Origin of the sequence: Streptomyces chryseus (assembly GCF_014650755.1) — a bacterium.
Classification (GTDB): Bacteria; Actinomycetota; Actinomycetes; order Streptomycetales; family Streptomycetaceae; genus Streptomyces; species Streptomyces chryseus.
This window is the reverse complement of record NZ_BMVO01000004.1, coordinates 272,767-291,033: the sequence shown is the minus strand read 5'-3', so window position 1 is coordinate 291,033 and position 18,267 is coordinate 272,767. Positions and strand designations below refer to the sequence as shown.

The window sequence follows — 18,267 nt, the reverse complement described above, 5'->3', positions numbered from 1 at the left end:
CGCCGTTCGGCATGTCGAACCACTGCATCGGAGGAGCTCGGTGAACCATCGTCAGACACCCGCCCGCCGGACCCTGCTCAAGGGCGCCCTGGCCCTCGGCGCCGCCGCGGCCGCCGCGCCACCCGCCCACGCGGCCGGTCCCACCGGCTCCGTCGCCCTCGCCAACCCGCTCGTCCGGCAGCGCGCCGACCCCCACATCCACCGTCACACCGACCGGCGCTACTACTTCACCGCCACCGCGCCCGAGTACGACCGGATCATCCTGCGCCGCTCCCGCACCCTCGCCGGCCTCGGATCCGCCGACGAGGCCGTCATCTGGCGCAGGCACACCACCGGCGACATGGCCGCACACATCTGGGCGCCCGAGATCCACCACGTCGACGGCGCCTGGTACGTCTACTTCGCCGCCGCCCCCGCCCACGACGTGTGGCAGATCCGCATCTGGGTGCTGGAGAACAAGAGCGCCGACCCCTTCCGCGGCACCTGGACCGAGAAGGGCCGGCTCACCACCGCCTGGGACACCTTCTCCCTCGACGCCACCACCTTCACCCACCGCTCGGACCGCTACCTCGCGTGGGCGCAGCACGAACCCGGCATGGACAACAACACCGCCGTCTTCCTGTCGCGGATGGCGAACCCGTGGACCCTCACCGGCCCCCAGATCCGGCTCACCACACCGGAGTACGACTGGGAGCGCGTCGGATTCAAGGTCAACGAGGGACCTTCGGTCGTCCGGCGCAACGGCCGGCTCTTCATGACGTACTCCGCGAGCGCGACCGACGCGAACTACTGCCTCGGCCTCCTCACCGCCGACGAGGACGCCGACCTGCTCGCTCCCGGGACCTGGCGGAAGTCACCGCGGCCCGTCTTCACCAGCAGCGAGGCGACCGGTCAGTACGGGCCGGGCCACAACTCCTTCACCGTCGCCGAGGACGGGCGCACCGACGTCCTCGTGTACCACGCCCGCCAGTACCGGGACATCACCGGCGACCCGCTGCACGACCCCAACCGCCACACCCGCGTCCAGCGCTTGGGCTGGAAGGCCGACGGCACGCCGGACTTCGGCGTGCCGGTGGCCGACGGTCCGGTACGGCTCCTCGGCGCGGGGCGTCACTGACGCGCCGAGCGGGCCCGCCGCCGAGCGGGCCCGCTCACCCCGAAAGGGCGGCGGAACCGGCTGCCGGCCGGTCCCGCCGCCGCGTCGGCCCAGGTCACTTGTAGAGGATGTCCGAGGAGGTGTAGAGGCAGTGGACGCCGTCCGGACCCGCTCCGTTCGTCGGGGGTTCGGCCCCCGTGGTGTTCCCGATGTACTTCTGGCACGGCACGATCTTCCTGCCGCTGTCACCGATGACGGTGACGTTGCGCAGCGAGGCGCTGTCGCCGTAGTTGGTGTTGATGCCGACGAGCCGCGAACCGGGGGCTGTCACCTCGACATTGCTGAACGAGGAGGTGCGCTTGTACTGCTTCGAGCAGTTCCCGCAGGAGCGGTAGAGCGTCTTGAAGTCCTGGACCGCGAAGTTCGAGACGTTCAGCCTGCCGCCGCCGTTGTGCTGGAAGACCTTGTCCGTCGCCTTCTTCGCGCCGCCGCCCGTCACGGTGTAGACGGCGGAGCTGCCGCCCTTGAAGGTGGCGGCGTCCTCGCCGACGTCCTCCCACCAGACGTTCTGCAGGGTGCAACTGCCCTTGCAGTGGATGCCGTCCGCGCCGGGTGCGCCGATGACGACGTTCTTGAGGGTCGCGCCGTCGGCCAGTTCGAATATCGGGTCCTGGCCCTCGTCCTGACCGTCGCCGGCGAGGTCGCCCGCGCCGTAGTACTTCGTGTACGCGCCGTCCACGGTGCCGGAGACGGGGATGGTGGCGGTCACCGGCCTGCTGCCGTTCGGCGTCGGCCAGGTCGCGGCGGAGGCGGTGGAGGCCAGCGAGCTGAAGCCGAGCAGGCCCGCGGTCAGCGCGAGGGCGGCGCCGCCGCCCGCGAGCGCGCGCCCGCGCGTCCTGCTGTTCCTGTGCTGGTGACTCATAGGGGGTGCGTCCTTTCGGTGGGGGTCCCCGGGAGTGTCGAAGGCCGGCGCCGGATGAGGGGGCCGTCCCGCCGGTCCCGGGCGGTGTGCCCTGTCAGTCGCCGCCGGTCGCGGGAAGGTTGCCGCCCGCGCGGAGATCTCCGAACGCCGGCTCCGGCCCCCGGGCGCGGGAAACCCCATCGTGACGAAGTGGGCATCCGAACACACCGGGGCCGGCCGACTGCCGCCCTTTCGACCGGGGTTCGACGCGCAGGAGGGGAGGCCACCCGTGGACACAGGCGCGCCTGATCCCGCTGCGGAGTTCCATGACTTCTTCGAGCGCCACCACGCCGGGCTCGCCCGCCTCGCCCACCTGCTCACCGGTGACGCGGACGCCGCCGACGACCTGGCCGCCGAGGCGATGGCCGCCGTCTGGGACCGCTGGGACCGGGTACGGGCCGCCGAACACCCCGCGGCGTACGCGCGGGGCGTCGTCGCCAACCTCGCGCGCAGCCGGATACGCGGCGCCGTACGCGAACGCCGCCGGATCGCGCTCTTCTGGCCGCATCGCGCGGAGCACACGCGGGGCCCGGACGTGCCGGCGGTCGTCGACGTGCAACAGGCGCTGCGCACCCTGCCGTTCCGCAAACGCGCCTGTGTGGTGCTGCGCCACGCCTTCGACCTCTCCGAGCGGAACACCGCCCTGGTGCTCGGGACGTCGGTCGGCACGGTGAAGAGCCAGACGTCGAAAGGCGTGGCGCAACTGGAGAAGCTGCTGGGCCCGGCCACCGCCGAGGAACTCGTGGGAGCCAGGCGCTGAGGGGCGGCCTTCGCGTGCGGCCGCGCGAAGCGGCGGGCGCGCACGGGCCCGACCGCGGGCGGAACACGGGCGGTGACGCTTGCACGGCTGCGGCGTCAGCGGGCCCGGCCGCGGCGGCGTCCGCCGCCCGGAGGGCAACCCCGCGCGGCGGCTTCGCGCCGCCTCAGCAGGCGATGCCCTGCGAGCGCAGCCACTCGCACTGGGTTTCCCCGGAGGTCTTGCCGCCGTCGTACGCGCGCGGGTCCTTGTAGCCGGGACCGACCGGCTCGTGCGGCTCGAAGACGCCGTCGCCGTCCAGATCGCCCCCGTCGGGGTCGACGGTCCCGCCCGGGTTGCGACAGGCCGCGCGGTCGGCCGGATCGGTGGTGCACACCCGGCGGTCGCCGGACCCGGGAGGCTCGGACGCCGCGTCGCGGGCGGCGGCCTTGCGGGCCGCCGCGTCCTGCGCCGTGGCCTGGTCCGCCACCGCGTCGGTGAGCGAGGAGCCGAAGGCCAGGGGCACGAGCGCCGGCTCGGCGGCGGCCTGCCGTGTCGTCGGAGGATCACCGGAGCCGCACGCCGACAGCGTGAACGGCAGGCTGGTGATCAGCAGCACCGTACTGGCGAAGACGGCGGCCCGGCGGCGGGTGGGGAAGGTAGCGACCATAATGCGCCCAATGAGCGATTAGCGGTGTTGGCTCCCTCACAGTACGGCCCGCCCGAGAGCGGGTCAACGCTCCGCCGACCGGCCCGCCGCGCGGGCGCGTGACCGCCCCGGCGCAGGCCGGCGGCCCGGCGGAACCTCCCCGTCCGGTGTGCGGGACGGGCGTTCCGCCGGGCCGTGTCCGGTGCCCTCAGCGGTCGGCGGGGGCCTGCGGGGCGCGCCGTACGCCGAGCGCGGCGACGACGGCGCCGGCCACGCACAGCACGCCGGTGACGAGCGCGGCCGTGTGCACGCCGTTGATGAACGCCTGGCCGCTGCCCTCGACCACCGCGGCCCTCAGCTGCGCCGGCATGTCGCCGGAGACGGGGGAGACCCCCATCGCCACTGCGTCCTCGGCCTCACGCAGGTGCTCGGCCAGGGGCGCCGGCACCCCGGCGCCGGTGAGCTCGCCCGTCAGGGTCGAGCCGACCCGGCTGCTGATCAGCGAGACCAGGACCGAGGTGCCCAGCGCCCCGCCGACCTGGAGCGCGGTGGCCTGCAGGCCGCCCGCCACGCCCGCGTCCCCGACCGGGGAACTGCCCACGATGGCATCGGAGGACGCGGCCATCACCATGCCGACACCCAGACCCAGTGCGATGAACGGCGGCCACATCGCGGCGTACGACGAGTGCACGCCCCACGCCAGCATCCCGAAGGCGGCGCCGGCCTGCAGCACCATGCCGAGCGGCATGGACAGCCGCGCCCCGAACCGCTCCGTGAGCTTCGCGCCCAGCGGCGAGGCGACGACGGAGGCCAGGCTCAGCGGCAGGGTGCGCACACCGGCCTCGACGGGGGTGAACCCGCGGACGTTCTGGAGGTAGAGCATCACGAAGAAGATCACGCCGAGCAGGACGAAGAAGTTGACCGCCGTGACGATGGTGCCGATGGTCAGCGCGGGGCTGCGGAACAGGCGCATGGGCAGCAGCGGGTGCTCGACGCGCGTCTCGTACCAGCCGAAGACCAGCAGGATCACGACGCCGGCGGCGAGCGCGCCCAGTGTCGGTCCCGAACTCCAGCCCCACGTCTCGCCCTTGACGACGCCGAAGACCACGACCAGCAGCCCGAGCGCGAGCAGCGCGACACCGGGCACGTCGAAACGGTGGTGGCCGGTGGCGTTCCTGCTCTGCGGCAGCACCAGCGCGCTGAAGACGAGCGCGACGATCCCGATCGGGGCGTTGATGTAGAAGACCGACTCCCAGGTGACGTGCTCGACGAGCAGCCCGCCGACGATGGGGCCGAGCGCGGTCGACACCGACGACACCATCGCCCAGATGCCCACCGCCATGCCGAACTTCTTCGGCGGGAAGACCGCGCGCAGCAGTCCCAGTGTGTTGGGCATCAGCAGCGCGCCGAACAGGCCCTGCACGGCGCGGAAGGCGATGACGCCCTCGATCGAGCCGGCGAGGCCGATGGCGACGGACGCGAGGGTGAAGCCCAGGACGCCGATCATGTAGTACGTGCGCCGGCCGAAACGGTCGCCCAGCTTTCCGCCGAGGATCAGGGCGGCCGCCAGGGCGAGCAGGTAGGAGTTGGTGACCCATTGCAGATCGGCGGTGGACGCGTGCAGGTCCCGGCCGATCTCGGGGTTGGCGATCGAGACGACCGAGCCGTCGAGACCGACCATGAACAGGCCGAAGGCGACGGCGACGAGCGTCAGCCAGGGGTTGGCGCGCCGTCCGGCCGGTGCGGCCGACGGGGCGTGTGCGGGCAGGGCGGAGTGGTCCACGACGGTGGAGGGCATGGGGGAGTGCCTTGCTTGTTTGGAGAGACGGGGGTGTGCGGCGGCGGACCTCCGCGCGGGAGCGCGGGTCCGTCAGCCGGCGGCGGGGTGAATGTGCCGCGCCAGCCCCTGGAGGGCGCCCAGGGCGGACCCGATGGCGTCGAGATCCCCGTCGGTGAGCGCGTGGAGCGCCTCGGCGACGTACCCGGCCATGAGGGTGTCGACCGCTGTCAGCCGGCGCCGTGCCTCGGCCGTCAGATGCAGGTGCGCCACCCGCTTGTCGGCCGGATCCTGCCGGCGCTCCAACTGTCCCTGGCCGGCCAGCTGGGTGACCAGGGCGCTCACGTTGTTCGGCTTCATCAGCAGGACGTCGGCGGCCTCGCGCACCGTGACGCCGTCGCGATCCCCGACGAGCCGCAGGAGGGCCAGGTGGCCCTCGGGCGGCTTGGGGTACGGGAAGTCCTGGGCGACGCGGCGGTCGAGGGCCCGGTGCAGCGCGGGCAGGACCGCCGCGAGCCCGGAGGCGATGCGGCGGGGGTCCTGCTCGGACGCGCTGGGGGTGGCCATACGTGCAATATAAGTATGGCCAGATACCTATGTCAACATACCTACTGCTCGTCGGCCGCTCTCAGGCCGACTCGCGCCGTACCAGCTCGGTCGGCAGGATCACGGCCGCCGACTCCTCCCCCCGGATCATGGCCAGCAGCATCCGTACCATCTCGGTGCTGATCCGGTCCCAGGGCTGACGGATCGTCGTGAGTGGTGGACGGGTCGACAGCGCGGCGGGCGAGTCGTCGAAGCCGCCGACGGCCACGTCCTCGGGCACCCGCCGCCCCGCGCGCGCCAGCGCGTCGAGCACCCCCTGCGCCATCAGGTCCGACGCCACGAACACGGCGTCCAGGTCCGGCGACCGGCGCAGCAGCAGCTCGGCCGCCGCCTCCCCGCTGTCCCGGCTGTAGTCGCCCGCCGCGATCAGCGCGTCGTCGGCGGGCAGGCCGCACTCGGCGAGCGTCTCGCGGTACCCGGCGAGACGCTCGACGCCACCGGGGGTGTCGGCGGGGCCGGTCACCGTGGCGATCCTGCGGCGGCCCGACGCGTACAGGTAGCGCACCATCTCCCGCGCCCCGTCCCGGTCGTCGGCCGCGACGTAACTGACCCTCGTACGTTGCCCCAGCGGCTTCCCGCAGGCGACCACGGGCACACCGGCCGCCTGGAGGTCGCTGACCACGGGATCACCGGAGTGGCTGGAGACCAGCAGGACCCCGTCCACGTGTCCGGCCGCGATGTACCGCAGGTTGCGCCGCCGTTCGGCCTCGCTGCCCGCGATCATCAGCAGCAGCGGGATGTCCTGGGCGGCCAGCGCCTGGGTGCACGAGCGCAGCAGCACATTGAAGTTGGGGTCCTCGAAGAAGCGCTCCTGCGGCTCGGTCAGCAGGAACGCCACCGAGTCGGATCTGCCCGTGATCACCGAACGGGCGTGCCGGTTGACGACGTAACCCGTCCTGCGGATCGCGCTGTTGACGGCCGTCTGGGCCGCCGGGCTGACGTAGTGGCCGCCGTTGAGGACGCGCGAGACGGTGCCGCGCGAGACTCCCGCCTCGCGCGCCACGTCGTGGATCGTCACCGGCCGGCGCTTGCCCTCTGTGCCGCGCTTCATGTTCTGTTCCCCTCTTCCCCGTCCTGGGGCGCTCAGGACTTTACGGCTCCGGAGAGCAGGTCGAGACTCCAGAACCGCTGGATGACGAGGAACAGGGCGACGAGCGGGACGATCGCCAGCAGCGCTCCGGTGATCACCAGCGTATAGAGGGCGGGCGTGTTGGACCCTTGCGCGAGCAGGGTGAACAGGCCCACCGTCATCGGGAACTTCTCGTCGTCGCCGAGCATGATGTACGGCAGCAGGAAGTTGTTCCAGATCGCCACGAACTGGAAGAGGAAGATCGTCACCAGGCCCGGGGACATCATCGGGACGGCGATCCGCAGGAAGATGCGCCACTCGCCCGCGCCGTCCACCCGGCCCGCCTCGACGAGTTCGGTGGGAATGGCGGCCTCGGCGTAGATCCGGCCGAGGTAGACGCCGTACGGCTGGGACCCGGCCGACCCCTCCTCGGGCAACGGCTGGGAGAACCAGGCCCTGTTCGACTACGACAACAGACTGCTCCCCGCCGCGAGCTGGTTCCGGCACCGCTGACCGCTGCCGTCCCCGGGCCGGTGCGAGGCTCCGGCCCGCCGACGCGTGCGGGCGCGCGGGTCACGGGCGCGCGGGTGGCGGCTGGGCCGCGGTGCGGGCGCGGGCGAAGTCGACCGAGGCGGCGAAGCAGCGTTCGACCTCCTCGTCGGGCAGCCCCGCCCAGCCGTGATCGGCGCCCCGGACGGCCCGGAAGTCGACGGCGGCGCCCGCCGCGCGCAGCGTCGCCGCCAGTTGTTCGCCCTGGGCGAGCGGAATGAGTGTGTCGTCGGTGCCGTGCAGGACGAGGAACGGCGGCGCGTCGGCGGTGACGTGCGTGACCGGGCTGGCGGCGCGGGCCAGGGCGGGTGCGTCGGCGATCGCCGCCCCGATCAGCTGGGCCTCCCGGGTGGTGGGGTCGGCGGCGTCGTACGCGCCGGGGCCGGACTGGTCCGGCAGGGTGGTCAGGTCGGTGGGCCCGTACCAGACGACGCAGCCGCTCACCGGGGCGGTGAGGGCGAGCAGGGCGGCGAGGTGACCGCCGGCGGACTCGCCCCAGGCCACGGTGCGGCGCGTGTCCAGGCCGAGTTCACCGGCCCGGGCGTCGAGCCAGGCCACAGCCGCTGTCGCGTCGTCGAGCTGCGCCGGATAGCGGGCCTCGCCGCTGAGCCGGTAGTCGACGCTGGCGACGGCGAAACCGGCCCGCGCGAGACGGGCGAAGGGGTCGGGGCGCCGGCCGCGGAAGCGCGGCCCCATCTCCGTACGTGTGCCGGCGCGCCAGCCACCGCCGTGGAGGTAGACGACGACCGGCAGCGGACCCGGCGACCCGTCGGGCAGCCACAGGTCGAGTTCGAGGGGCCGGACGCCCGTGCGGACGGCGTACGGGACACCGCGCAGCAGCCGCACACCGGCGACGGGGTGCGCGGCGGGCGGAAGCGGCAGCCGGGCGGGAGGGGGCGGGGCGAGGAACGCGGCGAGTTCGGGCGTCAACGGCATGGGTGCCTCTTTCCTTCTAGGGAGCCGGTTTCCGGGGGCGGTCGGGCAGCGGGCGTGCGGGCAGCGGGTGGCGGGGACGCGCGCGGCGGCGGGAGAGCCGGGCGCCGAGCGCCGTGGCCGCGCGCTCGCCGAGGCCGACGCCCAGCAGTCCGGCCAGGCCGAGCAGGGTCGGTGCGGGCGCGGTGAGCCCCACGGCCCAGCACACGCCGCCCATCGCCACCCCTGCGGCGAACGACACCGCGGCAGGGCGCGCGCACCGGGGCGGGCGGGTGCGGCGTACGGCCTTCACAGCGCGCTCAGGGCGGTCTGTCCGACGATCATCCCGAGCAGGCCGAACAGCGCGACGGGCGGGGGAGCGGGGGCCCTCACCCGCAGCGCCGCGTAGAGCACGCCGACCAGTGTCCCGGTCAGCAGCATGCGCGCGTACGCCACGGTCAGCTCCCGGTGCGCCACTGGTGGTCGGGCAGGAAGCGCACGTCGTACCGCTGGGGCACGGTGGCGAACGCGTGCGGCTCCGGTACGTACGGCTCCCGGGGCAGGCCCAGTTCTCCGGTCGGGGTGCCGAGGTTCTCGAAGAACCGCTCGAAGGTGCCGCCGGGCCCGGCCGCGACGCCGACGACCCGGCTGTGGTGGCGCTCGACGCGGTAGGCGTGCGGGCAGTTCTTCGGTACGAAACCGAAGTCGCCGGCGGTCAGCAGCTTCTCGTGCTGCTCGCCCTCCAGGTCCTCGACGAACAGCCGCACCGCGCCGTCGGTGATGTAGAAGACCTCGTAGGTGTCGCGGTGGAGGTGGGCCGGGATGACGTCGCCCCTGGGGCCCTCGACGGTGAAGAAGTTGAAGGCGTTCTCGGTCTGCTCACCGCCCGCGTAGACGGTGACCAGGTCGGTGAACAGGTGGGCGCGGTCGCCCAGGCCCTTCTCGATGAAGTAGGGCCTTCCCGGCTCGGCGGGGATGTGCGACCCCGGGCGGTGCGGACGGGCGAACTCCATGGTCATGGCAAACCTCCGGCACGACGAAGCGATCAATGTCAGGGTACCTGACATTGGCGGCGGGGGCAGCCCCCGTGCTGTCGCTATGCTCGAAGCCCCGTACCTCCGAGGAGCCATGACGAGCCCCGCGCGCAACCTGCCCCGACTGCTCGGCGACGCCAAGCGGTGGTTCGACGACGCGTTGCTGGCCAGCATGCGGGCCGCGGGCGAACAGCCGGTCACCGTGGGGCAGGCGGCTGTGTTCGCCGCCCTCGACGAGGAGGGCACCACGGTCTCCGAGCTCGCCCGCCGGACGGGCGTCACCCGGCAGACCGCTCACCAGGCCGTGCACGGCCTCATCGGCATGGGGCTGCTGGAGCAGGCGCCCGATCCGGCCTCTGCCCGCAGCCGCCTGATCCGCCCCACCGCCGAGGGCGCCCGCGTCCACCGGCGGGCCCAGGACACCCTCGTCGTCATCGAGGGCGTCCTGGCCGAACGGATCGGCGCCGCGGCCGTCGACGCCCTGCGCGAGGCACTGACCCTCCCGCTGGGGGAGCCCCCGTTGGTGGAGGCTCCCTGACCGGCGCGGCCCTGTGCCGTGCGGTGCGTTCCGGTCAGCGGGCGGCCGCGAGGACTGCGTCGGCCATGGCCCGCTCACCGGCCGCGTTGGGGTGGAACGGCGCCGCCGCGTTGGTGACGAGCGGTTCCATCCAGCGCGTCCCGGCCGGCTTGCAGATGTCGCGGCCGACGGACTTGGTGTACGTGTCGACGTAGACGGCTCCGCGCGCGGCGGCCTGGGTGGCGATCATGGTGTTGAGACGCTTGTGGGTGTCTCGCAGCCACGGGGCGTCGCCCTTGGCGATGGTGACGACCCAGGGGCAGTTGGTGCCGTTGTCGGGAAGGATCGCCGGATAACCGGTGACGAGGATCCTGGCCTTGGGAGCGCGCTGGCGGATGCCGTCGATCGCGGCGGCGATCTTGGGGGCGGTGGCGTCGACGGTGGCGGCGAGCTGGTCGGTGCCCGTCCAGGTGTAACTGCTCTTGCAGGGCGAGCCGCCGAGGTTGAACGCTCCGAGGGTCACGCAGCGCAGGATGATGTTGGCGAAGCCGACGTCGTTCCCGCCGATGGTGAGCGTGACCAGGTCGGTGTCGGCGCTGAGCGCGTCGAACTGCGGTGGCGCGGACGTGTTCTGGGCCGACGTCATGTGCACCGTGGTGGCCCCTCCGCAGGTGACGTCCTTGTGGGCGGCGGGGCTGAGCGCGGCGTTCACCAGAGCGGGGTAGTTGACGTCGGACCGCATGCAGGCGGAGTCGACCTGGGCCGGCACGCCGGCTCCCGAGGCGTACGAATCACCGAGCGCGACGTAGCGGCCGGCCGTGGCGTCGGCGGCGGCGGCGGGGCCGGCCCCGAGTCCGGCTGCCGTGGCCAGGGCGGCGGTGACGGCGGTGACGGCGGCGGCGGTACGCGCGCGACGGCTCGTTGGAACTGATCGCATGACGGTGCCTCTCGTGTGGGGTGCGGGGATCGGGCACCTTCCGGCCGCCGGGGAGGGCCGGTTGGCGCACCGGACCGGCGGCAGGCGGTCCCGTCCGCCTGCCGCCGGGATGGGCGAGGGCACTGCGCGCAGTGTTACTGGTCGGTTGTACTGGCTCGTAATATGTGGCCGGCCTGACGGGGCGTCAAGATGTTGGGCGTTAAATAGTTCCGGGCGCCCATCGGCGCCTTGCTCGGCTGGGGGGCCGGCGGGGGGTGGCCAGGGGCACGCCAAATGGCATCTCTGGAGCCCGAGTTGACGCGTACGTCACGCCGCGTACGCCACGGGGCACGGTTCGCCGCGTCGGGGTGCGTCAGGTGGCCCCGGGGTTCGCCGCTGCCGGGGAACGCCTGCACCGGCGGCCGTGCCGAGGGAAGCCGTGTACGGCGAAGGGGCGCCGAGCGGTGTTGCTCAAGGAGCCCCGAGAGCGACGACGAGGTCAGGGCGTGGCCGGCGCGTCACGGCGGTCAGGCGCCCGGTGCGTCCGGCAGTCCGGAGCCCTCACCGACGACCCCGGCGCCTCCTTCAACGCCGGCGCGTTCTCCGCCCGCCCGAACCGCCGGGCCTGGCCGCCATCGGGGGCGCCGCCCTCGTCGAGGAGTTCGGCGCGACCGTACGTCGCGAGTACCTCGCCGTCGGCTTCCGTGTGGCCCTCCACCCGCGGGCCGACCTGGCCACCGAGCCGCGCCGGTCCCGCCAGTCCGGCTGCCGAACGACACGCGGGACCCGGTCTTCCCGTACGGCCACGGACTGTCCCTGTGACCGGCGCCGCCCCAGAACGGGGGGCACCTGACGGTCCCGCCCGTCGCCCGGGCCTGCCTGCGGGGGACAGGTCCCGGGCGCACCATTTGCCGCCGCCTCGCGCGGTCATGTCCTACAGGGGCGCGGCGGCGCACAGGAGCACGGCCCGGACGCCGTTGTCCCCGGTGCCGTATCCGGGGAAGGTCACCGTGTCGCCGGGCCCGGCTGTCCGGCAGGGGACGGTGCTGCCGTCGTTGTACTCGACCGTCACGTGCTGCGTGGTGTCGCAGGTGTTGGTGACGAACGTGTAGCGCCAACTCGTCGAATAGTGAACACAAGTGGGCGCGGTTTCGCTACGGTTGGCCGCTTCGGCCCCGCTCACCTGGGTGAGGCATGCGGCCACGGCGGTCAAACCTGCTGAAACAATACGTGCGGTTGAACGCGAGGTGCGCTGCATTGGTGATCAACCCTTCACTTCTCGAACGGTACGAAGTGAGAGTAGAGACGGCGGCCGACCGCTTGAAAGAGATTCCGCCATCTTGCGCAAGCTCTCGCCGTGCCGCCGGACGCCGCGTCGTCGAGGCGCGTACGGGACGTGAAGCCCAGCTCGGCCGACACGTGGTGGTGGGTGGGGTGTCCCGGCGGGCGGCGTACGGGTCGCGGAGACGTGCGGCGGTCCGGCGCGGCCCCGCGGGCGTCGCCGCAGGAGAGGGGCCCGGCGCCGCCGCATCACCGGCGGGTGCGCGAGGGCGGTGAGAACGCGCGGAAATCGACGCCGAGCGGGCCGGGGCGTCCACGCGTCCTTACGCCGCCTACGTGCCGACTGATAGGGGCGGCAGGGGGCGAAGCATGTGGGTGCTGGCGGATGGGTTCGTGTACTCCAGCGTGATCTCCTGCCAGGGCTGCGTGAACCCGAGGTCCGTCAGGGCGAGCAGGCGGGCGTGCTGGTCGTGGACGCGCCGCCGCATGGTCAGGCCGGGGGCGGCGGGACCTCGCCTGTCGTGCCGCGTGAGGGTGATGGCCTCCCGCACGACCGTACGGAGCCCGGCCCGCTCCAACCACAGGTAGAGCAGGCTCAGATCGGGATCGCTGACCGGGACACGCGTCAGATAGCGGGCCAGTTCGGGGACCTCGGCCACCGCCGTGGGCGAGAAGTAGGTGACGGCGTCCTCGACGGCCTTGCCCGCCGCGTTGAGGACGCGATGGTGGTGGATCAGCGTCGTCCGCCCTGCGGCCAGGCCGAGTTGCTGCGCCAGTGACGGTGACACCGACGCGCTGAACAGCCGGCCGGAGGTGGGCCCTCCGGCCGACGGAGCCGGAAAGGGCGGCAGGTCCCGTGCCGCCGACCGCGGCGCGGGAACGGGCGGAGTGTCGTGGGAGGCCCGGTCGACGGCGTAGGTGCCCCGGCGGTCCGTCAGCACCAGCCGTTGGTCGCGCAGGTGCTGGAGGGCCGCCCGTACGGTCTGGCGGTTGACGTCGAACCGCGCGGCCAGCGCGCGTTCGGCGGGCAGTCTGGAGTTGACGGGGATCGTGCCCTGCTCGATGTCCCGGGCGAGCGCTGCCGCGATGCGCAGGTACACGGGGGTGGCGGGAAGCTCGGGGCGCGATGAACGGGGCATGAGGACCTCTCACGTCACAGGCTGCTACGAAGCGTGCGGGAAGCGCGACCAAGGTAGCAGTGGTCTACACCTGTGGCGACCCGAACTCGGCCTGCCTGGCCTGAATTGCCTGCCGGGTGCTCTCCCCGGTTGGCGCGCCGACCGGCTGCTACGCGGCGCTGCGAGGTACGGGACCCAGGGGGCCACGTACCCGGGCACCGGCCGAAGAGGAACGGGTCGCGAAGTCCACGGCCCGCCCGCCCGGCGCCGGGCCGTGCCCGCTCGGCTCCGGGACGCGCGGGCGGACGGAATGCACCATCATCGAGAGGGCAGGCAGCCGCTTCGCACGGCGAGAGGAAGGTGGTGGAACCGGGGTGCCGACGCTCGTGGACGAACTGAACCGGCGGGTCGACCCGCTGCGCCTGCGGCGCGACGTGGAGTTCCTGGCCGACCGCCCGCGCAGCCGCAACCGGGCCCCCGAGGCCATGCGGCGCGCCGAGGCGCACGTGGCGCGCGAACTGGCCGCCGCGGGCTGGCGGACCGAACGGCAGCCGTTCGACGTACGGTGGCGGCTGGGCGGCACCGACGGCGGGGGCGAACGGGCCGTAGCGCTCCAACTGCGCCTGCACAGACGACTGACCGGCGCGAACCTCGTGGCCCGCCTGCCGGAGGCCGACGACCGGCCCACCGTGGTCGTCGGCGCGCACCTGGACACCGTCGACGCGAGCCCCGGCGCCGACGACAACGCCTCGGGCGTGGCCGCGCTGCTGGAAATCGCCCGCCTGCTGGGCGGGCTGCGCCGCCCGCCCGCCGTCACCCTCCTGTTCTTCGACATGGAGGAGCTCGGCATGATCGGTTCCCGCTTCGCGGCCCGGGAGCTCGGCCGCCAGGTGGCGGGCATGATCTGCCTGGAGTCCGTCGGTTGCTTCGCGACCGCGCCCGGAACCCAGCGCATGCCCGCGGGCTTCCGGGCGGCCTTCCCCCACGCGGCCGCCCAGGTCCGAGCGGGCGGGCGACGGGGTGACTTCACCCTCGTCGTCCACCGGCGTGCGACCGCGCGCGCGGCCTCGGCGTGGCGGCGGGCGGCACAGGCGGCGGAGCCGAGCCTGCCCGCGCTCACCCTGCGCGACCCGCGACCGAACGGCCTGCTCGGCGCGCTCGCCGGCCTCGTGGTGCCCCCGCTGCTCCACCTGGACCGCAGCGACCACGCGTCCTTCTGGAACGCCGGGATCCCGGCCCTGATGCTCACCAGTACGGCGAACTTCCGCAATCCCCACTACCACCGGCCGACCGACACGCCGGACACCCTCGACTACGGCCGCCTGGCGTCGGTCGCCGTCGCGACCGCCGCCACCGCTGCGTCCTGGTGAGTTCGCCGCCTCCGCCACGGGGGCGGTACCCGGACTACCGGCCGGTCCGGACGGTAGTAAAATCACGTGCCATGTCGAACCCTGATGGTCTGCTCGTCGATGTCGCCGCCATGGTTGAGTCCGAGCACTGCAATCAGATGTCCCTCACCGTCGTCACGGGCGGCGCCGTGATCACCGGACGCCTGGCTCCCGAAGCGGTGTGGCGGCAGCGAGTTGCCGAGGTACTCAAGGACTCCGATCGCCTGGGCCCGTTCTCCGGCATCTTCATGGCGTCCAGCGCCCCCGCGCACCCCGACGGTGCCGAGCCCCCCACTCATCTGCACTTCCACGTCGCGAGGATCCTCCAGGGCAGCGTGGGGATTCCCGAGACCGGTGGGATGTACCGCATCGCGATCAAGGACGTGAGCGCGTGGACGGTGGGTGACTTCAGCTACTCGGACCACTGACTCTCGATACCCCGACAGCCGCGCGGGCCCCGGCACGCCACCTCACCGGTGCCGAGCCGGGGCCCGGGCGCGTGCGGTTGACAGGTCGAACTGCCGCGCGACAGCATCCGGTCGATGGAGATCACCGACCTGACACCGGCGGAGCACCGCGTCTGGCAGGCGTTCGCCGTCGACGGTGGTGTCGACTTCCGGGAGAGCGACGACGAGGACCCCGCCGCCGGCGCCCTCTGGGGACCGGAGCGGACCGTGCGCGCCGAAGTCCTGCGGGCGCTGCTGCTCAACGGGCCGACCCGCGACGGTGAGACGGCGGGCCTGAAACTGACGGGTGCGCGCGTCACCGGACAGCTGCACCTCATGTACGGGACCGTCGATCACGCCGTACGGCTGCGGTCCTGCTACTTCGAGCAGTCACCGAACCTGTACGGCGCGCAGGTCCGCGCCCTCGTGCTGAGCGAATCGGTGCTCCCGGGGCTCACCGCCGGCACACTCCGGGTCGACGTGGTCCTCCGCATCACCTGCTGCCGCATAGCGGGTCCTGTGCGGCTCGCCGGGGCACAGGTCGCCGGTGCCTTCTTCCTCAACGGGGCCCGGCTGGGCACCCCCGCCGCACCTGGCGGCCCGGACGCGCCCGACCCGTCGGACGAGGCGACCGGGGAACCGGTCCTGCAGCTCAACCACGCGGTGATCGGCGCCGACGTGTGGGCCGTCGGCCTCCACGCCCACGGCGAGGTCCGGCTGAACGGCGCCACCGTCGGAGGCCAGATCAACCTCGACGACGCCGAGCTGCACGCCTCCGGTGGTACCGCCCTGCACGCCGAGACCCTGTCGGTCGGCACCGACCTGCGGGCCGTGCGGCTGCGTGCCCACGGCCGGGTCGACCTGAGCGGTGCCCGCGTCCCGCGCCAGCTCAACTTCGCCTACGCACGGCTGAGCAACCCCGGAGGGCAGGCGCTGCGCGCCAGCAGCTGCGTCATCGGCGAGCTGTGGCTGCGCGAGGTCCCCCCGATCCGGGGCACCGTCAATCTCCGCCGCTCCCAGCTCGACCTGCTGCACGTCCCGCCTCAGGCGTGGCCGGACCAGGTCCGCCTCGACGGCCTCACCTACCGGAGCCTCGCCCCGCACCTCCCCGCCGAGCAGCGGCTGCCGCTGCTGGAACGCGAGGAGAGCGGCTATCTCCCGCACGCCTACGAGCAGCTCACCACCGCGTACCGCGCCGTGGGGGACGAAGCCGCCGCCCGCACCGTCCAACTGGCCAAGCTCCGCCGCCACCGGCGCACCCTGCCCCGGTACGCCAGGGCCTGGGGGCACCTCCAGGACACGACCGTCGGCTACGGATTTCGCCCCATGCGCGCCGCCGGGTGGCTGCTGGTTCTACTGCTCACCGGCGCCTGCGCGTTCGCGCTGGAGCATCCGCGCCCGTTGAAGCCCGGAGAGGCTCCGGACTTCAACCCCGTCTTCTACACCCTCGACCTCCTGCTGCCCATCATCGGCTTCGGGCAGGAGGGGGCGTTCGCGCCGCAGGGCTGGTACCAGTGGCTGTCGTACCTGCTGATCGCCACCGGGTGGGTCCTGGTGACGACGGTCGCGGCCGGCATCACGCGGTCCCTGAACCGCCAGTAGGCGCCGTCCGTGCTGTCCCCCTCGACCGGGGCGGCCGTGCGGGCGGGAAAGCCGCCGGCCCGGCCCCCGTCGACGGGGGCCGGGCCGGTCGGTGCGGTGCGTCCGGGTCAGGCCGCCGGGGCCGGGTACGTCGGGTACTCGACGCCGGAGACGTGCTGCACGACGCGGATGACCTGGCAGGAGTAGCCGAACTCGTTGTCGTACCAGAGGTAGAGGATCGCGTTGTCGCCCTCGACCTTGGTGGCGCCCGCGTCGACGATCGAGGCGTGGCGCGAACCGATGAAGTCGCTGGAGACCGCGTCGGGGGCGTTGATGAAGTCGATCTGACGCTTGAGCGGCGAGGTCAGCGAGACGTCGCGGAGGTGGTCGAGGACCTCCTCGCGGGTGGTCTCGCGCGACAGCTGGAGGTTGAGGATCGCGATCGAGACGTCCGGCACCGGTACGCGGATCGAGCTGCCGGTGATCTTCGCCTTCAGCTCGGGCAGCGCCTTCGCGACGGCGGAGGCGGCGCCGGTCTCGGTGATGACCATGTTGAGCGCCGCCGAACGGCCGCGGCGGTCGGAGCTGTGGTAGTTGTCCAGCAGGTTCTGGTCGTTGGTGAACGAGTGGACGGTCTCCACGTGGCCGCGCAGGACGCCGTACTCGTCCTCCATCGCCTTCAGCGGCGGGACGATCGCGTTCGTGGTGCAGGACGCGCAGGACAGGATCTGCTCGTCCGGCTTGATCGTGTCGTGGTTGACGCCGTGCACGATGTTCGGGACGTCGCCCTTGCCCGGAGCGGTCAGGACGACCTTGTCGATGCCGGGGCGCAGGTGCTTCGACAGGCCCTCGCGGTCGCGCCACTTGCCGGTGTTGTCGATGAGGATGGCGTCGTTGATGCCGTACGCCGTGTAGTCGACCTCGGACGGGTCGTTGGCGTAGATCACCTTGATCTCGTTGCCGTTGGCGACGATCGTGCTGTTCGCCTCGTCGACGGTGATCGTGCCCTGGAACTGGCCGTGGATCGAGTCGCGCCGCAGCAGTGAGGCGCGCTTGACGAGGTCCTCGGCCCGGCCGCCCCCGCGGACGACGATGGCGCGCAGGCGCAGGCCGTTGCCGGAGCCGGCCTTCTCGATGAGCAGGCGGGCGACGAGGCGGCCGATGCGGCCGAAGCCGTAGAGGACGACGTCGCGTCCCTCGCTGCGCTCGATCTTGTTCGCGCCGGTGGCGCCGGCGACGGCCTCGGCGGTGAACTCCTCGACGGACAGACCCCGGCCGTCGGTCCGGTACGTCGCGGCGAGCATCCCGATGTCGATCTGGGACGGGCCCAGGTCGAGCGTGGTGAGCGCCTTCAGGAACGGGAGCGTCTCGGTGACCGACAGTTCCGCGCCGGCTATCTGCCGGGCGAAGCGGTGGGTCTTGAGGATGCTGACCACCGACTTGTTCACCAGGGAGCGGCTGTGAAGCAGGACGTTGACGTCCTGCTCCCGGTGCAGCTTCCCGATGATCGGGATCATCGACTCCGCGATCTCCTCGCGAGTTTTCCAGCTGGTGAACGAGTCGTCATTGACAGTCACAGGTTTATCTTTCGAGCTAGGCGGCGCTCATATGCTAACCCGCCGCTGTTTTGA

General features: G+C 72.7%; 19 protein-coding genes and 1 pseudogene. 6 read left to right on the top strand and 14 right to left on the bottom strand.

Annotated elements, in window-relative coordinates; all coding sequences use genetic code 11:
• The first annotated feature begins 40 nt into the window (after window positions 1-40).
• Window positions 41-1,117 (top strand): glycoside hydrolase family 43 protein, encoded by a 1,077-nt coding sequence (locus IE185_RS10365; protein WP_229843436.1) that lies wholly within the window; start codon window positions 41-43, stop codon window positions 1,115-1,117.
• A gap of 94 nt (window positions 1,118-1,211) precedes the next feature.
• On the opposite strand, the gene IE185_RS10360 is transcribed toward IE185_RS10365, so the two are convergent.
• Complete coding sequence (locus tag IE185_RS10360; RefSeq protein ID WP_138894964.1) at window positions 1,212-2,018, bottom strand: pectate lyase; 807 nt, start codon at window positions 2,016-2,018, stop codon at window positions 1,212-1,214.
• 268 nt (window positions 2,019-2,286) lie between these two features.
• On the opposite strand from IE185_RS10360, the gene IE185_RS10355 reads away from it, so the two are divergent.
• On the top strand, window positions 2,287-2,817 hold the full coding sequence (locus IE185_RS10355) for a SigE family RNA polymerase sigma factor (RefSeq protein ID WP_138894963.1): 531 nt from the start codon (window positions 2,287-2,289) through the stop codon (window positions 2,815-2,817).
• Between the two features lie 163 nt (window positions 2,818-2,980).
• Here the strand turns inward: IE185_RS10355 and IE185_RS10350 are convergent, their stop codons facing one another.
• The 9 genes and pseudogenes from IE185_RS10350 to IE185_RS10310 form a co-directional block, all read right to left on the bottom strand.
• On the bottom strand, window positions 2,981-3,463 hold the full coding sequence (locus IE185_RS10350; RefSeq protein ID WP_138894962.1) for a hypothetical protein: 483 nt from the start codon (window positions 3,461-3,463) through the stop codon (window positions 2,981-2,983).
• Window positions 3,464-3,650: 187 nt separating this feature from the next.
• Entirely contained in the window at window positions 3,651-5,240 is a 1,590-nt protein-coding gene (locus IE185_RS10345; RefSeq protein ID WP_138894961.1) for an MFS transporter, read from the bottom strand.
• A gap of 72 nt (window positions 5,241-5,312) precedes the next feature.
• Window positions 5,313-5,786 carry a MarR family winged helix-turn-helix transcriptional regulator gene (locus IE185_RS10340; protein WP_138894960.1) on the bottom strand — a complete coding sequence of 158 codons (474 nt, stop codon included), beginning with the start codon at window positions 5,784-5,786 and terminating at the stop codon, window positions 5,313-5,315.
• 61 nt (window positions 5,787-5,847) lie between these two features.
• Window positions 5,848-6,876: a LacI family DNA-binding transcriptional regulator gene (locus tag IE185_RS10335; protein ID WP_138894959.1), complete on the bottom strand. Its 1,029-nt coding sequence runs from the start codon at window positions 6,874-6,876 to the stop codon at window positions 5,848-5,850.
• Between the two features lie 32 nt (window positions 6,877-6,908).
• Window positions 6,909-7,301 (bottom strand): annotated as a pseudogene (locus IE185_RS10330) (carbohydrate ABC transporter permease); the annotation flags it as partial.
• A 166-nt stretch (window positions 7,302-7,467) separates the two neighbouring features.
• The gene (locus IE185_RS10325) at window positions 7,468-8,379 is read right to left on the bottom strand and encodes an alpha/beta hydrolase (protein WP_189715018.1); all 912 of its coding nucleotides are present in this window, start codon (window positions 8,377-8,379) and stop codon (window positions 7,468-7,470) included.
• A 16-nt stretch (window positions 8,380-8,395) separates the two neighbouring features.
• Window positions 8,396-8,617 (bottom strand): XapX domain-containing protein, encoded by a 222-nt coding sequence (locus IE185_RS10320; RefSeq protein ID WP_189715016.1) that lies wholly within the window; start codon window positions 8,615-8,617, stop codon window positions 8,396-8,398.
• Window positions 8,618-8,664: 47 nt separating this feature from the next.
• The gene (locus tag IE185_RS10315; protein ID WP_208766450.1) at window positions 8,665-8,811 is read right to left on the bottom strand and encodes a DUF1427 family protein; all 147 of its coding nucleotides are present in this window, start codon (window positions 8,809-8,811) and stop codon (window positions 8,665-8,667) included.
• 2 nt (window positions 8,812-8,813) lie between these two features.
• On the bottom strand, window positions 8,814-9,374 hold the full coding sequence (locus IE185_RS10310) for a quercetin 2,3-dioxygenase (protein ID WP_138894792.1): 561 nt from the start codon (window positions 9,372-9,374) through the stop codon (window positions 8,814-8,816).
• Window positions 9,375-9,483: 109 nt separating this feature from the next.
• Here IE185_RS10310 and IE185_RS10305 point away from each other — a divergent pair, with 109 nt between their 5' ends.
• Window positions 9,484-9,927 (top strand): MarR family winged helix-turn-helix transcriptional regulator, encoded by a 444-nt coding sequence (locus IE185_RS10305; protein WP_138894793.1) that lies wholly within the window; start codon window positions 9,484-9,486, stop codon window positions 9,925-9,927.
• A gap of 34 nt (window positions 9,928-9,961) precedes the next feature.
• Here IE185_RS10305 and IE185_RS10300 read toward each other — a convergent pair whose 3' ends face one another.
• The 3 genes from IE185_RS10300 to IE185_RS10290 form a co-directional block, all read right to left on the bottom strand.
• Entirely contained in the window at window positions 9,962-10,843 is an 882-nt protein-coding gene (locus tag IE185_RS10300) for an SGNH/GDSL hydrolase family protein (protein WP_138894794.1), read from the bottom strand.
• A 913-nt stretch (window positions 10,844-11,756) separates the two neighbouring features.
• A complete protein-coding gene (locus tag IE185_RS10295) occupies window positions 11,757-12,080 on the bottom strand; it encodes an alpha-amylase inhibitor (protein ID WP_138894795.1) in 324 nt (107 codons plus the stop codon).
• A gap of 355 nt (window positions 12,081-12,435) precedes the next feature.
• Window positions 12,436-13,242: a GntR family transcriptional regulator gene (locus IE185_RS10290; protein WP_138894796.1), complete on the bottom strand. Its 807-nt coding sequence runs from the start codon at window positions 13,240-13,242 to the stop codon at window positions 12,436-12,438.
• Window positions 13,243-13,595: 353 nt separating this feature from the next.
• Here IE185_RS10290 and IE185_RS10285 point away from each other — a divergent pair, with 353 nt between their 5' ends.
• The 3 genes from IE185_RS10285 to IE185_RS10275 all read left to right on the top strand — a co-directional run bounded on the left by IE185_RS10285 (window position 13,596) and on the right by IE185_RS10275 (window position 16,657).
• Window positions 13,596-14,591 carry a M28 family peptidase gene (locus IE185_RS10285; RefSeq protein WP_282960768.1) on the top strand — a complete coding sequence of 332 codons (996 nt, stop codon included), beginning with the start codon at window positions 13,596-13,598 and terminating at the stop codon, window positions 14,589-14,591.
• 71 nt (window positions 14,592-14,662) lie between these two features.
• Window positions 14,663-15,037: a GvpU-like protein gene (locus IE185_RS10280; protein WP_138894797.1), complete on the top strand. Its 375-nt coding sequence runs from the start codon at window positions 14,663-14,665 to the stop codon at window positions 15,035-15,037.
• A 114-nt stretch (window positions 15,038-15,151) separates the two neighbouring features.
• The gene (locus tag IE185_RS10275; RefSeq protein WP_138894798.1) at window positions 15,152-16,657 is read left to right on the top strand and encodes a membrane-associated oxidoreductase; all 1,506 of its coding nucleotides are present in this window, start codon (window positions 15,152-15,154) and stop codon (window positions 16,655-16,657) included.
• A gap of 107 nt (window positions 16,658-16,764) precedes the next feature.
• Here the strand turns inward: IE185_RS10275 and IE185_RS10270 are convergent, their stop codons facing one another.
• Window positions 16,765-18,213 (bottom strand): glyceraldehyde-3-phosphate dehydrogenase, encoded by a 1,449-nt coding sequence (locus IE185_RS10270; protein WP_138894799.1) that lies wholly within the window; start codon window positions 18,211-18,213, stop codon window positions 16,765-16,767.
• Between the last annotated feature and the right edge of the window lie 54 nt (window positions 18,214-18,267).

Bases quoted from the DNA above. Each gene is read 5' to 3' on its own strand.
- IE185_RS10360 (WP_138894964.1), bottom strand. From the start codon at position 2,018: ATGAGTCACCAGCACAGGAACAGCAGGACGCGCGGGCGCGCGCTCGCG.
- IE185_RS10350 (WP_138894962.1), bottom strand. From the start codon at position 3,463: ATGGTCGCTACCTTCCCCACCCGCCGCCGGGCCGCCGTCTTCGCCAGT.
- IE185_RS10345 (WP_138894961.1), bottom strand. From the start codon at position 5,240: ATGCCCTCCACCGTCGTGGACCACTCCGCCCTGCCCGCACACGCCCCG.
- IE185_RS10340 (WP_138894960.1), bottom strand. From the start codon at position 5,786: ATGGCCACCCCCAGCGCGTCCGAGCAGGACCCCCGCCGCATCGCCTCC.
- IE185_RS10335 (WP_138894959.1), bottom strand. From the start codon at position 6,876: ATGAAGCGCGGCACAGAGGGCAAGCGCCGGCCGGTGACGATCCACGAC.
- IE185_RS10325 (WP_189715018.1), bottom strand. From the start codon at position 8,379: ATGCCGTTGACGCCCGAACTCGCCGCGTTCCTCGCCCCGCCCCCTCCC.
- IE185_RS10310 (WP_138894792.1), bottom strand. From the start codon at position 9,374: ATGACCATGGAGTTCGCCCGTCCGCACCGCCCGGGGTCGCACATCCCC.
- IE185_RS10305 (WP_138894793.1), top strand. From the start codon at position 9,484: ATGACGAGCCCCGCGCGCAACCTGCCCCGACTGCTCGGCGACGCCAAG.
- IE185_RS10300 (WP_138894794.1), bottom strand. From the start codon at position 10,843: ATGCGATCAGTTCCAACGAGCCGTCGCGCGCGTACCGCCGCCGCCGTC.
- IE185_RS10295 (WP_138894795.1), bottom strand. From the start codon at position 12,080: ATGCAGCGCACCTCGCGTTCAACCGCACGTATTGTTTCAGCAGGTTTG.
- IE185_RS10290 (WP_138894796.1), bottom strand. From the start codon at position 13,242: ATGCCCCGTTCATCGCGCCCCGAGCTTCCCGCCACCCCCGTGTACCTG.
- IE185_RS10280 (WP_138894797.1), top strand. From the start codon at position 14,663: ATGTCGAACCCTGATGGTCTGCTCGTCGATGTCGCCGCCATGGTTGAG.
- IE185_RS10275 (WP_138894798.1), top strand. From the start codon at position 15,152: ATGGAGATCACCGACCTGACACCGGCGGAGCACCGCGTCTGGCAGGCG.